A 13814-nucleotide genomic window follows, 5' to 3' on the forward strand; every position below is an offset into this window, starting at 1 on the left:
GCCATCAGCCAGTGATCTGGTTGGTGGCTCTTCTGTTTATGATATAATAAGCGTAATTAGAAAACTGGAGGGGACTCAGGATGGTTGCCAATCGAGAGCAGCTTCAAGAAATTCTGAAAAAAAGCGAATCAACATGCACGCAAGAAGCCAGGGGCATCCATTTACTATATCAAGAATAATAAACGAGTACGCGAGGATGCTAACGGAAATAAGTTCGAAATCTCATCTATGCTGCAACCGGAAAACGACATGAGCTCGAATATCATGAATAAGCTAAAACCAGTTATGACGTTATCTTCGGACAAGGGTTCGACTCCCCTCGCCTCCACCATGATGAACACCATCCGTATGAGGATGGTGTTTTTGTTTTATATTAATACTATAGGCAAGAACATGTCTTACAGGTGGAGTGAAATCGATGAATCATAGTCATGATGGAGAGGAACCACTGATAACGGTACTCAATATGGATGGTCAACAACTAACGCCATGTTTGCCCCATCGGGCTTGGCGGGAAGTTGAGCGATCGCGAGCTGTCTGGATTGATGAGCAGACGATCCAACTACTTTATAATCCGTTCTTATTTCGGCACTATCGAAAAGCCGCACTGAAACGAGATCATCACACTTGTTTGTGGTGCGGACGATACGCCACGACAGTGGACCATGTTATCCCTGCAAGCAAAGGCGGCTCGGATCTTCCGCATAACCTGATCGCTTCATGCAGCGAATGCAATACTAAACGAGGAGACCGTTCTGCATTATCCTATCTCAAAGAAAACGCGAACCTTGTTCCAAATCTTATGAAGCTCTACTGGCGTATCTTTAAAGCTAAATACAAACATCGTCTAATGAAAAAGGGACACGTAAGTAAAGCGTAGATTTATGATTCGGGAATCGTGATCTAATGAGCTTCAATGATTGCAGCCGTTTTTAACGATCGAATTGATGATTAACCATATCTACAGTAAAATCTTCGGCTTTTTCGTATCCATTCTAAGGTGCAGTCCATTATAACGAACAAATATTAACCAGTGCTAGAATAAGCATCTTCGCCAAAGGCGGAAGATTGAGGTGATGGATAGCAGATTCGGGAAATCTGCTTCCATCTCACGTTCTAACCATGTAAAACCACAACCACATGAAGTTGTGGTTTTTGCTGTGTACGTTTAAAAATGTAAATCCTTAGCCATAAGTTTGCAAAGCAAGACACCTCACTCAAAGAGCGTTAAATGCACGTTATGCTGAAGAAGGGCCTAGAGGTCCTTCTTTTTTGCTTTCTTTTTTCTGACATTTGTCATAACCGGCTTGTGACAACCCACACTAATTGGTTCTCGCGCTTTTTCAATATAATGAGGACATCAAGTAACGAAAGAAGAAATTAGCGGAGGTTAGGACAAAATGACAAAGGCGATTGAATGTATAAATCTAGTGAAGAAATTCGGCGACTACTGTGCCGTTGATCATATGAATCTATCATTTGAGAAAGGTCAAATAACAGCATTGCTCGGACCGAATGGTGCAGGGAAGACAACAACCATTTCCATGATACTCGGAATGATCAAGCCAACATCAGGAGAAGTCAGGGTCTTGGGGATGCCGTCTGGAACAAAAGAATTACGGCAACGCGTTGGAGCGCTTTTGCAGGATGTTAAAGCAGCAGATGGACTTACGGTCAAAGAAGTGCTTCAATTGTTCCGCAGTTATTATCGTAATCCGATGTCGCTAGAGCGATTGTTAGACATTTCGGGTCTGCACGCGGATCAGAAACGACGCGCATCCTCCCTGTCTGGAGGACAACGCCGTAGATTAGCCTTCGCCCAAAGTTTGGCGGGAAATCCAGAGCTTCTCCTGCTGGATGAACCAACAGTCGGAATGGATATCGAGGCTCGAGGTCGCTTTTGGGACACCATCCAAGCGCTGGCAAGTGACGGACGTACTGTGCTCTTAACTACACATCATTTAGAGGAAGCTGATGCTGTCGCAGATCACATCGCGGTAATCGCCAGTGGACAGGTTGTTGCGGAAGGGACTCCAGAACGTTTAAAGGCTCAAACAGCGCTTAGAACCGTTTCATTTCGAGCGGCGAACGCGCCAGCCCAGCAGGAATGGCTCACATTACCTGGTGTAGAAAAGGCAGAGTGTAGCGGCGAGCGAATTCGTCTGTATGCTCAAGAGACCGATGTATTGTTATTTACACTGATGCAGTCTGAATGGGGAATTTCCAATATTGATATACATTCCGCCAGTTTAGAAGATACATTCCGAAGTCTTACAGGTTCAAATAAACCAACGATTATACGATAATAAACATTTTTAGGAGGAAAATAGCCATGTTACATATGTTTGTTGCCCAGACCAAAGCAGAAAGTATACGAATTATCCGTAGTCCATTCTTCTTGCTCTTCTCTATTGCGATGCCGCTTGCTTTCTACTTTTTATTTGCGAGTATGAATGGGGTAGATCAATCGATTCAATCCACAACTTGGGGTGTCTTTTCATTGATGTCAATGACGGCATTCAGTTTGATTGGTACAGCCGTATCTCAATTCGGTATCCGTCTATCGTTCGAGCATCAAGACGGGTGGGTACGCTTGTTGAAGTTGACTCCACTATCTCCTGTAGTCTGGATTGGCAGCAAAATCGTATCGCAAATGGCTGTTCACTTGATCGTCATTGTTGTTATATTTGTATCTGCTGGCCTTGTTCATGATATACAATTGACAGCCGGGCAATGGATATTATGCGGACTATGGTTATGGATTGGGAGCATATCTTTTCTGGCGCTTGGTGCCTTGTTAGGAACGCTTAAAAATGCGAACACCTCCGTTGCCATCGGAAATGTATTACAGATGGGGCTTGCCATTGTGGGGGGGCTTTGGATGCCGCTTAGTACTTTGCCAAGTTGGATGGGCTCGGTCGGGGAATGGCTTCCATCTCACCGTTACGCCAATGGGGCATGGAATATGATCGCTGGACAAAATCCAGCAAGTATCGATTTCATAATTTTGACAGGATGCGGTCTCCTCTTTATGCTACTATCAATCTATATATATAATCGACGGGATGCGGTCTAATTGAATAGAGAAAAGTGGCGTCTCTTTCCAAAATCGGAAGGAGTCGCTCCTTATATTTTGTTAACAAATGTAATGATACCCATGTACTTTTTACTCTATGAGCCATCAAGTATACAGTGGCTTGGCTTTGTTCTGTTAGGCATATTCGTTCTATTGTTTCGACAATCCTACTTTTATTTAAAGTGGGCCACGCCAATATTGATCGTTCAGGTGGGTATACTTTTGATTTTAGCAGCTGTATTTCACCCTATGTATACGTTTATGGGTTTTATGATAGCTGCTCCGCTGAGCAAACAAAAGCTGCCGATATTACTCTCTATAACGATCGTTTTTACTGTAGCTATGGGATTTATCGCTGTTCCTTACTTGGATCGGATGGGCAGCCTAGTATGGATAGGGCTGGTGCCTATGTTTGGCATCTGTATTCTGCCGTATATTATTCGAACGTCGACCCGATTTCAACAGAAGTCTGCGCGGCTGCGGGCAGAAACGGCCGAACGAATGGCACAGCAGGAGGAGCGCCAGCGGATCGCACGAGAATTGCATGATACATTGGGACATACGCTGTCATTGATCGCACTAAAAGGCGAGGTCGTTGAGAAATTGGTCAATCGTCAACCCGAGAGAGCGATAGAAGAGGCTCGTGAAATACGAGAAACGGCACGCGCAGCCTTGAAACAAATGCGGGAATTGGTTACGGAGATGAAGGTTACATATCTCGCTGACGAATATAAGCATGCTGTATCGTTATGTTCAGCAGCGGGCATACCGCTTTTATTTCAATATCAATCGATTTCAGATCCCAGACCTTCTAATGTAGGGACGGAAGACGCTTTAGTGAACAATCCGCTTCCTTTAACACCCTTGCAGGAGACGATTTTAGCGATGTGTTTTCGCGAGACGATTACTAATGTGGTTCGACATAGCCGAGCAACAAAATGCAGCGTTCTCCTCGACATTCAGGAAGGGGAAGTTCGTGTATCCGTAAGTGATGACGGTATTGGGGCAGATATGGATCAATTCTATACTAGCAGTAATGGCCTCGCCGGATTGCGGCAACGGTTGGTTATGATCGATGGTCGTATGTCGCTGTCTTCGTCCCCAGGCAAGGGGACGAAAGTCACCTTACATATACCTAGGGTAATACGAAATGAAAAGGTAGGTAGTGCTTAGATGATTCGTATTGTTTTGGCAGAAGATCAAAAGTTATTAAGGGGAGCACTGGCAACGTTACTCTCGTTAGAAGATGATATTGAAGTCGTCGGTCAAGCTGAAAATGGGGAAGACGTGATGTCCATGATTCAGCAATATGAACCCGATGTAGCTGTTCTGGATATTGAGATGCCGCTGAAAACGGGGCTAGATATTGCGGAATTAATTCAAAAAAATAAGTCAGCTTGTCGTGTCATCATCTTGACGACATTCGCGCGTCCTGGATATTTCCAGCGGGCTATGCAGGCAGGAGTTTATGGATATCTTCTTAAAGATACGGGCAGCGAGGAACTGGCCGATGCAATTCGTCGAGTCTATGATGGGAAACGTGTCATCAATTCAGAATTATCGCTCGCGGTATGGGATGATCCATGTCCATTATCACCCAGGGAGCGTGAAGTCATGAAGTTGGCTGCCCAAGGCTTAGTTCTTCAAGATATTGGAGCACAGCTGTTTCTATCCTATGGAACGGTACGTAACTATATGTCAGAGGCGATTGGGAAGCTTGGGGCGAATACACGGATCGAGGCAATCGATATCGCACGTAGCAAGGGATGGTTGGACTAAGGAGAACTCCGAGGTATGGAGGTAAGCGGATCACCCCATTCAAGGGATGATGCAGCCAGCCCATAGAGAGCTTTAGAAGCTCTCTTTTTTATGATCCGCTGCTTAGCATACCGTAACCTAATCAATACACTGCGGCGAATTGTGGATTTGCATAGCCACGGTTCGCCTCCATACATACCATCAGAAAAGCGACCGTTATCGGTCGCTTTTCTTGCTGTGAAGAGGCAATGTCTCCGAGCTCTCAAAATACTAAATATGCTCTCGCTCTTCATTGCCCATGTACCGGGGAGTTTCTTGGGTGACATCAAAACTGCTCGTAGAAGCCGATGTGATACTATACCTTCTCCCTTCATACCCCATAAAAACCCGCTCATTGAGCGGGTTTTTTCTCGTTGTATTTATGGTTCTGTATAAGTTAAAAGAAGAACGTCTTTTTATCATTGGGCAATCTTTTAATTTGATATGAGTTCAAATAATAGATTTTCGAGGGAAAATATTCCAATTTATCTAAAATAGTATATACTAAATAACAGGAGGTGACCCATATTATGGAATAATACAACAGTTTTTTGCTATTTAAAACAAGAAGACTTTGGTGCGCGGCTCTCAAATCAGTCAATACATAGGAAAATAAAGCAAATTTCAATTCTATATTAGGAGGAACGCTTGTGAAAAAAAGTTTAAAAACACTTTCTGGGTTATTAGCGCTCGTCATACTATTCATTTCCTTTATACCGGCAGCCCAGGCCAACGCCGATAGTGATCCGGTTGCAATCGAAAAGCTGTCGTATTTAAGCGGTGAAGAACAGTTAGACGCCCTTTTAGAAAATGGACTCGTATTGCCTGAAGCATTTGAACAGGACGAGTATACGGTAAATGCCGTAAAAACGATCGTAGCTGATATTCAACGAGGAGTAACGACCGTAGACCGCATACCGTATAACTATACGGAGTTAGCGGAGCTGGCCAAGAGAATCCTGGATGTGTCCGGGCAAGAAAGCATATCTGCTTTAGCGAACTATACGTTAAAAGATAGTACGGTAATAGGAACATGGTCGAACAGCTATACAGGATATAATTGCTACGGGTATTCCATAGGCGTGCATGTCTTTCAAAATCCGGGCTATCATTCCAATCAGAGCTTCAACATGAATCTATCGATTGCAAGTATGGCAGATTTAGTCGTTGATGATCTGGAGGCCCTTGGATATTGGGGTTATAAGACAGCGACTAAACCATCATCGTTAGCTAATTATGAACGTGTGGTGGCAATCCGAAAAGGAAGCGTCGATTACCATTTCATGAAAGGAACGACGACGGCTTCGGATTGGACTCATAAGCCAGGAGGGACGAATCCTTTGAGATGGAATTATTCTTCGCCTGGGTATAAAACTTGGACAAATGAATATTCCTACAATAATGTAAGTTATCAAGGAGACATCACCTACAATAGCTCCATTTATTACATCATCTATTGGCCTAAAAACGTCGGTCCACAGCCTGACAAGATTGATTTTTCAATTTGAGTGAAAAAGGCGATTCTTTTCCAGTAGTCGCCTGCGTCAAGAGCTAATCCTAAGGAATGGAATTGTTTTTCTTGGAGGTTTTGGATTCAAAGGAATTTCCTTTTCAATTTATCGGTGATTTGAAGTTGATTTTACCCTTATTCGTACACAGGAGGTGCCGGGTTGATGTCCAACATAATCAAAGTCGGCGGACTTAAATTACTGTTCATCTGTGCGGGCCTGGGATTGATTCTGCTTGGCGCCGGGTGCGCTCCGAAGACGGAGGAAGATGTGAAGCCGGAGGTTGTAAACGTACCTGCGGAAGAAATGATCGCCATACTTTGGAATAAAGGATGGTCACCGGCTATCAGCGTCACTCGGGGCATTCCGTTTGAACTGAGCGGCAGTGATGAAATCACGTATGACATATCAGGCGATACCGACTACTTATGCGCGGAAATCAAAGGCAGGCTTGAAAGCATGAGCAAGACGGGAACCTCAAGGAAAGCGGGAGAGCAATTTTACTGGAGCCCTCTCTGCGGGGATCCTCCTGCTGATCTCGCCGAAATTGGAACCTCATGGGTCACCGTCGTTCGTAAACAGGATGGGTATTCGTCCGGAATGGTTCTGGTCAGGATCTCGCCGGAGCGAGACAACGGGAATGGAGGATTGACGTTCAAGGCAGACATCATCGCGAGTTTGGCTTTTCCCCAACAAGACGGGGCTTACCAAGACATTTCTGACGAGGATTTAAAGGAACTTGAAGCCACCTACAAAAATTGAAAGGACAGAGGTTCCATTCCCCACTCAAAGATTATTTGCTGATTTAGAAGTATGAATTGTCCATAAAATGTATGCAAAAGTCATCAGCCGATGTTCGGGTTGGTGACTTTTCCATTTGTGGTATAATAACCCGAAATGTCCACATTAACTGAAGATTGGCTGGTGAATTGGAATGAGCGAAAAATTCTGGTTAGTGGTACAGTATCCTCTGAAAAGTGCAAAAGGCAGCCAGCGCGACCACTGGTTAAGAGAAAAAGTAATGGAATATTTAGAATTATCTCTAGCGGATGCCGATTTAGGCCATGTCGACGGCTTTGATATGGGGACATGCATGTCCGACCCGAAGAAGTATGCGCTTAATATATTTTGTGTTGTTACGGAGGAAGAACGGGGTATAGCCTTGGTAAAAAGAGTGATAAAAGAGAGTCGGCTTGATTATACCCGCATAAAAATGGCTACCATGCCCTATGGAAAAGAAGAAGAAACCTATACTCTGAAGTATGCCTATAAGAAGGGCGTTACCGATTTTTCACTATAGTTAATATTGTGTTTAAATGTCGTTCGGCGAGTTGGTCATAGTGTCTTCGCTTCAATAAGTTCATCAGAGCCAGGCCCATTCCTAGCCTAAAGTCTAGGTTCAGATACCCCCTAAGACGGTTATGTCAGCCAAATAACGCGGATATAATGGATTTATAACTCGGAGCGTGACTTATGAAAGCCATAAGGGGTGTTTGAATATGAAGGCAACAGAAGCGACTGCCATGTCGCGGGCAGGCAAGGTGAATTGGGTGCTTTTTAATCCGAAAACCTATGCAACGATTCTCTATTTATTGCTATCTCTCCCGTTAGGGATTATTTATTTTACAGTAGCGATAACGGGACTTACATTATCCATCGGTTTGACTCCGATATTTATCGGAATACCGCTGTTTTTTGGAGTAGCTAAGCTGTTGAATGGGATTGTGATTTTTGAACAAAGCATGATTAGACAAATTTTAGGTTTACCTAATCCTACTGTATCGTATACCTACAATCACCAGTCTGAAGCTGGGCAGAATTGGTTGAAACGAATGGTTAGCGGATTTGACGGAGCGCTCTTTATTCGAAATCTGCTGCTCGTATTACTAAGATTTGTTACAGGCATCGTATTCTTTGTTATTATGGTGACGGTGATTTCACTGGGACTCGGATTGATTGCTCTTCCGGTCGTGCATATCATTTTGATGAATGAACTGCAGCTTGATATTTTGGAGAATAGCTTGTTCAGTTATTTTCATATCGATTGGACCTATAATCAGCAATACCTGCTGTATATAGGCGTAGGCCTTATCCTGTTCTGGGTTGCGCTGCGCGTTGTGAATGGGCTTATGCAAATTCTGCGCAGAATCATGTATGTGGATGAGCCCTATCAGCAGCCGTCAGTGCCGCCGATGGAAGCACAAATCCATGCGCCCGTTCAGTCGCAATATTACGAGTACCCAGAGGATCACCCCACTCAAGGGATGATGCAGCCAGCCCATAGAGAGCTTTAGAAGCTCTCTTTTATACAAACCTAGTACTTGGTGTTTGATAGACGAGTAACGAAATGGAATACTTGGCGGTGAATTGTGGTTTTACACAGCCGCGACGCCTCCATGCATAGAACCCGCTCACTGAGCGGGTTTTCTCCATTTTTAAATAGGCAAATGAACCCATCGGTTGAGGTTCATTTGCCTATTTATAATTTTTTAGGAGTACCCCCGCTAGTATTTAAGCGTGTTATGGTTTCGGTCTTGGCAAAAAGGGGTGTTCCAAGGGTCCGAAGATCGGTGTGGCACCCTTTCTACATTTCGGACTCCGCACTTTGGCTTGGCGGTCTTCCCGTAATTTTCTTGAAAACCTTGGAAAAGTATTTACTGTCCGAGAAGCCCAGCTGATAGGCCAAATCCGCCAGTTTCACATCGGGATTGCGGCGGAGCATCTCTTCGGCCCGCTCGACGCGCAGCTTGTTCACCAGCTGATTAAACGGCATTCCCGTTTCTTTTTTGATCAGCTGTCCAAGGTAGATGCTGTTATGATGAAAGATTTTGCTCAGCATGTTCAAGGTCAAGGGCTGATTCAGATGATTCTCGATATACTGGATGACGTACGTCGCTTTGCTTCCCGAATCGGAGGCCGGTTCTGCCATTGGGGCCAACGCGTCCAGCATGTCCTGTCTCGAGGAAAAGGCAAGCGCGGCCAGCAGTGCTGCATCCATCTGCTCCTGCATGTCATAATAGGCAGCGTCATAATCCGAATACCACTTGATCACGGTTTTGATGAAGGTATCGAGTTGACCAGGTGTCGGAGCTGAGGCGAGGCATTGATCGAGCTGTTCGGTAACATAAGCGAGTGCGCCTTTGTAATCATGCAAGGAGAGATGCATGCCGATGGCCTGCTGATCCTTCAGGGTCAAGAAAGGGGCATGCCCTGCAGGGGCTGCCGTGAATCGGCCGGGATACAGCTGCCCGTATAAACCGCTGATCGTTTCCATTAGCTCCAGCTGCATGCCGGACAGCGACCGAAAGGGCTTGCTGGCCGCATGCGAAGATCGAATACCGTCTTCCCGAAGTAGCTGCGAAACCAGGTCCGTAACCGAATCGGAATGTTCATATGGAGAAATGACAGCGAGCATGGTGTCCGATGGAAGGAATAAATGGCATGCCAGACGATAAGAATGACGGAGGGCATCTTCAAACTCCAGGATATCTTCGATGGAGAATTCGCATAATCTCCCATCCTCTTGAAGCGGCAGTTGAAACAGGAGCCATTGGTAGGAGGAAGGAAAAGAAAGATCAGCTAAAGCTTCACCTGATTGTATGCAAGAATCAGCCCCCCGAATGATGGCAGACAATAGCCCGCTGGCGATCCGCTTGGATTCAAGCATCTCCAGGATACGGGCCGAGCGGCTCATTTGCGAGAATGTTTCCTGCTCTTTTAAATTTCCGATCACTTTTTGCAAACTGTTCAATAGCTCTTCGTCCTGAATCGGCTTCAACAAATAACCTGCCACGTCATAATCGATAGCTTTCTTCAGATATATAAAATCGTTATAGCCGGAGATGATGATGATTTGCAGGGGATACCTGTGGGAGCGCAGCTGCTCGATAAGCGCGATTCCGTCCAGGATGGGCATTTTGATATCCGTGATCATGATATGCGGCGCTTGGCTTCTAATCAGATCCGGAACATCGCTGCCGTCATGGCAAACGCCGCAAAGCTCCAGGCCAAGCTCGTCCCATGGAATGCGACTCTCCAGGGCTTTGCAAATAATAGGGTTATCGTCCGCGATTATGACTTTATACATAAGCATCTTCCTTTCGGATCGGAACTAATAATACCATTCGCATTCCCTGTAAAGGGGCGGATTGAAAGTCCATAACGTAGGAATCCCCATAGAATAAAGCGAGTCGGGAATGGACATGTCGCAGCCCGATGGAGGTGTCTGGAGAAGCCAGCGTTCTTTTCTCCACCTGTCTCAGGCTTTCTCTCAAACGGATCTGTTCATCGGAGGACATCCCCTTGCCGTTATCGCTCACTGCGATGCGGACATAGCCATCCTGAATGCCGCTCTGGATCTGGATCAAGGGGGAATTGCCCGGCTGTTTGCCGAACCCATGCTTGAAGCAGTTTTCGAGCAGGGGCTGAAGCGCCATTTTGGGTATGAGCTGGTGCAGCGTATCTGGATGGAGGCTCATGTCCACGTGGATATGCGGATAAAAAGAGCTGATCTCGGCGATATACACATAATCTTTCAGATGCCTGATTTCCTGCTCCAGCGTCACGATGTCCTGAGGCTGAAGGCTGTAGGTAAACAGAGCTCCGAGCTTTTGGCACATGATGCTGGCGGTTTTGGAGCCGTCGATGATCGCCTGGCTGGAGATGGTCTCCAGGGCATTATATAGAAAATGCGGATTGATTTTTTGCTGCAGGGCATCCAGCTCCGCCTGCGTCTTCAAAAGATTCATTTCGTAGTTTTCCTTCAGGAGGTCCTTGGTGCCGGCAACGAGAATATTGAAGGAATTTTTGAGGTCATGAAGCTCGATGATGTTTCCCTGATAGTCTGCGGTAACTTCCAAATTGCCTCTGGACACCTGCTTCATGGCTTTCATCAGCAAATAGATTGGGCGTGTAAACCGCTTCATGGAAACAAGCGAAATGATGAAAATAATGAACAGATACACAGCCATGATCGCCAGAATGACCACGATGATCATGCTAATCTGCTTGATAAAAAGCTGCTCCGGCACGTAGCTCTCGATCGTGATGCCCGTAAACGGCGAAATCTGGCGGCTGAACAACTTGCTGTCTGACGAGGACGGCTGACTCTCAGGGGCCATATTGCTGAACAAGATCTCTCCAGACGGATCGTGAATCCGGATCGGAATCGATGGATGAATCCGTTCGACCATATCCCTGAAATCCGGGTAGGTAATATCCATGATGACATAAGCGATCGGCTTTCGGGTCTGGATGTCGGGAATCGGTTTGATGATGGAGATGGCTTTTTCGGCCGAGATATAGTAATCACGCTCATTATTGAAGAAAAACTGGCTCTTCTCCGGATTTTGTTCGAATGTCTCGTACCAAACGGCGTCCATCGGGATAAAGTTATCGTTAATGTCTTCTTTCGTTGAATTGACGGGCAAATGTCCTTTTTGACCCACGACGCAAAACTGCAGTCCGTCCTGAAACATGGTCATGTTCTTCAGCGTGGTGGACATGCTGCGGAACGCATGGGTGGCAGCGCTGGAATCGTAATTGGGAACCGCGTAATAGAGCGTAAGCGGCAGAACGACGCTGTTGTCGGTCGTAATGATGTTTTGCGTGTTTTCCACCGACCGAAAGAACGAATCCAGTTGATCGTTAATGAGGCTGATGGCTTCGTTATTGTATTTCATGATCTCGTTCCTGGAGTAGACCGAAAGCATGATGAGCAGGGGAACGGTAATCACGATGACGGAACAGACGATGTAAGCGACCGTCCTGCGGTATAAATAATTGAAAAAATGCGTTTTTCCAATCAAAGCCTAACCTCCTGTACCTAAAGCACCTAAGATTTTTCCACCCTAATGCTAAGATTCGTCGGTGTTCCAGCCGAGGGATTTTGTATATCATGAACTCATCACATTCAATGTAAGTGCTTACAATACTGGGTTTTCTGTCAAAAGTAGATACGGTACCGTTAATCTACAGTAAAATCAGTTTTTAATCAACGCTTTATTCATGCGCTGCACTGCAGAACAGCGCATCGAAAAAAGAGTTGCGCGAGATTTACGAATGGGAGGGTCTTCGAGTGATCAAAAACTTCAAAGGACTTGCATTAACGCTGATTGCAGCTATGCTATTGGCCCTATTATCGGCGTGCTCCGGATCTTCGGGCAAAGAGGGAGCTTCCGGTACGGATCAGCCGGCTGCAGGTAAAAGAGTGACGATTACGGCCTGGCATGGTGCATCCGGAGAGAGCGCGAAATTTTTAGAAAATATCGTTAAGCAGTATAACGAATCGCAGTCCAGCGCCACGGTAAAGCTCGTATTCGTGGACACGGACAATATGGTGACCAAATTAACCGCGGCGGCTGCAGGCAATGCATTGCCGGAAGTCGGGATGCTGATGTGGCCGATGTGGCTCGGACCGCTGAAGGATGTCGTCAAACCGCTGGATGAATACATCCAGGCCGAGCCGGATAAGTGGAATGAGGATGATTTCCTGAACGGTCTGATTGACGGTAACGTGCGTTTTGACGGAGTAACCTACGGTATTCCGATCGAGACGAACAATCGTGCGCTCTATTACAACAAGAAGCTGTTTGAAGAAGCGGGCCTTACCCCGCCGAAAACTTGGGATGAGCTGGTCGAAGCGGCACAGAAGCTGACGGATCCAGCTAAAAAGAGATGGGGAATGTCCCTGCCGACGACGCAGGGCGGAGCGCTGGATGCCGCTTGGGCACCCTTTATGTGGCAGGCCGGGGGCGACTATGTCAATGCGGAAGGTACGGAGCTGCAGTTTAACGGAGAAGGCGGCATTGCCGCAACCCAGTTCTTCGCCGACCTGATCAACAAGCATAAAGTGGCCAGCCTATCGCCGCCGCAGAACGGATTCCAGTCCGGCATGATCGCCATGAGCATATCGGGGCCTTGGTCGATCCCAACGCTGAACGCCAACGAAAAGCTGGATTACGGCATTGCGCCGCTGCCGGAAGGAACGAAGGGCAAGGCGACGATTTTGGGCGGCACGAACAATTTCATTTTCAAAACGACTCCCGAAAAGGAAAAGGCGGCCTGGGATTTTCTGACCTGGTTGTCCACGCCGGAAAAAACGGCTGAATTCGCGGTCGGCTACGGTTCGATTCCGATTCGCAAGAGCAGTTCGGATGCCGCTGTTTGGAAGGACTTCGTCAAAGAGAATCCGGATATTCAGGTTCATATCGACGGGTACCAGTACGGCAGATACCAGCCTTTCAACGTGCTCACTCTTACGGAGATCACCGAAGTTATCACTTCGCATATCGAAGCTGCCATGCATAACAAAGAAACGGCTGAAGAGGCCATGAAAAAAGCGTATGAGGAAAGCAAGCCATTATTGAAAACATGGTCCTCATCTAAATAGGCTCAGGAGCGGGAGATTGGGTGTAATAATACGTCATCTGTCT

At 46.2% G+C, this 13814-nt stretch carries 12 protein-coding genes; 10 read left to right on the plus strand and 2 right to left on the minus strand.

Going from position 1 to position 13814, the window contains the following annotated elements; genetic code table 11:
- The first annotated feature begins 466 nt into the window (after nucleotides 1-466).
- The 9 genes from M1D70_RS01435 to M1D70_RS01475 all read left to right on the plus strand — a co-directional run bounded on the left by M1D70_RS01435 (nucleotide 467) and on the right by M1D70_RS01475 (nucleotide 8675).
- The gene (locus M1D70_RS01435; protein ID WP_456288921.1) at nucleotides 467-880 is read left to right on the plus strand and encodes an HNH endonuclease; all 414 of its coding nucleotides are present in this window, start codon (nucleotides 467-469) and stop codon (nucleotides 878-880) included.
- 520 nt (nucleotides 881-1400) lie between these two features.
- Entirely contained in the window at nucleotides 1401-2306 is a 906-nt protein-coding gene (locus tag M1D70_RS01440) for an ABC transporter ATP-binding protein (RefSeq protein WP_456288922.1), read from the plus strand.
- 26 nt (nucleotides 2307-2332) lie between these two features.
- Complete coding sequence (locus M1D70_RS01445) at nucleotides 2333-3076, plus strand: ABC transporter permease (protein ID WP_456288923.1); 744 nt, start codon at nucleotides 2333-2335, stop codon at nucleotides 3074-3076.
- The gene (locus M1D70_RS01450) at nucleotides 3077-4249 is read left to right on the plus strand and encodes a sensor histidine kinase (protein WP_456288924.1); all 1173 of its coding nucleotides are present in this window, start codon (nucleotides 3077-3079) and stop codon (nucleotides 4247-4249) included. It abuts the gene before it with no gap.
- On the plus strand, nucleotides 4250-4855 hold the full coding sequence (locus M1D70_RS01455) for a response regulator (protein WP_456288925.1): 606 nt from the start codon (nucleotides 4250-4252) through the stop codon (nucleotides 4853-4855).
- A 668-nt stretch (nucleotides 4856-5523) separates the two neighbouring features.
- On the plus strand, nucleotides 5524-6381 hold the full coding sequence (locus tag M1D70_RS01460; protein ID WP_012818510.1) for a hypothetical protein: 858 nt from the start codon (nucleotides 5524-5526) through the stop codon (nucleotides 6379-6381).
- Nucleotides 6382-6546: 165 nt separating this feature from the next.
- Complete coding sequence (locus M1D70_RS01465) at nucleotides 6547-7143, plus strand: hypothetical protein (protein WP_009593373.1); 597 nt, start codon at nucleotides 6547-6549, stop codon at nucleotides 7141-7143.
- 172 nt (nucleotides 7144-7315) lie between these two features.
- Nucleotides 7316-7681, plus strand: a complete 366-nt coding sequence (locus tag M1D70_RS01470) for a hypothetical protein (protein WP_213579958.1) — start codon at nucleotides 7316-7318, stop codon at nucleotides 7679-7681.
- A gap of 199 nt (nucleotides 7682-7880) precedes the next feature.
- Complete coding sequence (locus M1D70_RS01475; RefSeq protein WP_456288926.1) at nucleotides 7881-8675, plus strand: sensor domain-containing protein; 795 nt, start codon at nucleotides 7881-7883, stop codon at nucleotides 8673-8675.
- 290 nt (nucleotides 8676-8965) lie between these two features.
- On the opposite strand, the gene M1D70_RS01480 is transcribed toward M1D70_RS01475, so the two are convergent.
- Nucleotides 8966-10468 (minus strand): response regulator transcription factor, encoded by a 1503-nt coding sequence (locus tag M1D70_RS01480; protein WP_456288927.1) that lies wholly within the window; start codon nucleotides 10466-10468, stop codon nucleotides 8966-8968.
- Nucleotides 10461-12188 (minus strand): cache domain-containing sensor histidine kinase, encoded by a 1728-nt coding sequence (locus tag M1D70_RS01485; protein WP_456288928.1) that lies wholly within the window; start codon nucleotides 12186-12188, stop codon nucleotides 10461-10463. Before M1D70_RS01485 ends, M1D70_RS01480 begins: the two co-directional genes overlap by 8 nt.
- 269 nt (nucleotides 12189-12457) lie before the next feature.
- Between M1D70_RS01485 and M1D70_RS01490 the strand changes: the two genes are divergently transcribed.
- Nucleotides 12458-13771 (plus strand): ABC transporter substrate-binding protein, encoded by a 1314-nt coding sequence (locus M1D70_RS01490; protein WP_009593392.1) that lies wholly within the window; start codon nucleotides 12458-12460, stop codon nucleotides 13769-13771.
- The last annotated feature ends 43 nt before the right edge of the window (nucleotides 13772-13814 follow it).

The sequence above is a fragment of the Paenibacillus sp. AK002 genome (genome assembly GCF_053903045.1).

What these genes read in the sequence shown, in the direction of transcription:
- M1D70_RS01435 (WP_456288921.1), top strand. Translation starts at nt 467, where the DNA reads ATGGATGGTCAACAACTAACGCCATGTTTGCCCCATCGGGCTTGGCGG.
- M1D70_RS01440 (WP_456288922.1), top strand. Translation starts at nt 1,401, where the DNA reads ATGACAAAGGCGATTGAATGTATAAATCTAGTGAAGAAATTCGGCGAC.
- M1D70_RS01445 (WP_456288923.1), top strand. Translation starts at nt 2,333, where the DNA reads ATGTTACATATGTTTGTTGCCCAGACCAAAGCAGAAAGTATACGAATT.
- M1D70_RS01455 (WP_456288925.1), top strand. Translation starts at nt 4,250, where the DNA reads ATGATTCGTATTGTTTTGGCAGAAGATCAAAAGTTATTAAGGGGAGCA.
- M1D70_RS01465 (WP_009593373.1), top strand. Translation starts at nt 6,547, where the DNA reads ATGTCCAACATAATCAAAGTCGGCGGACTTAAATTACTGTTCATCTGT.
- M1D70_RS01470 (WP_213579958.1), top strand. Translation starts at nt 7,316, where the DNA reads ATGAGCGAAAAATTCTGGTTAGTGGTACAGTATCCTCTGAAAAGTGCA.
- M1D70_RS01475 (WP_456288926.1), top strand. Translation starts at nt 7,881, where the DNA reads ATGAAGGCAACAGAAGCGACTGCCATGTCGCGGGCAGGCAAGGTGAAT.
- M1D70_RS01480 (WP_456288927.1), bottom strand. Translation starts at nt 10,468, where the DNA reads ATGTATAAAGTCATAATCGCGGACGATAACCCTATTATTTGCAAAGCC.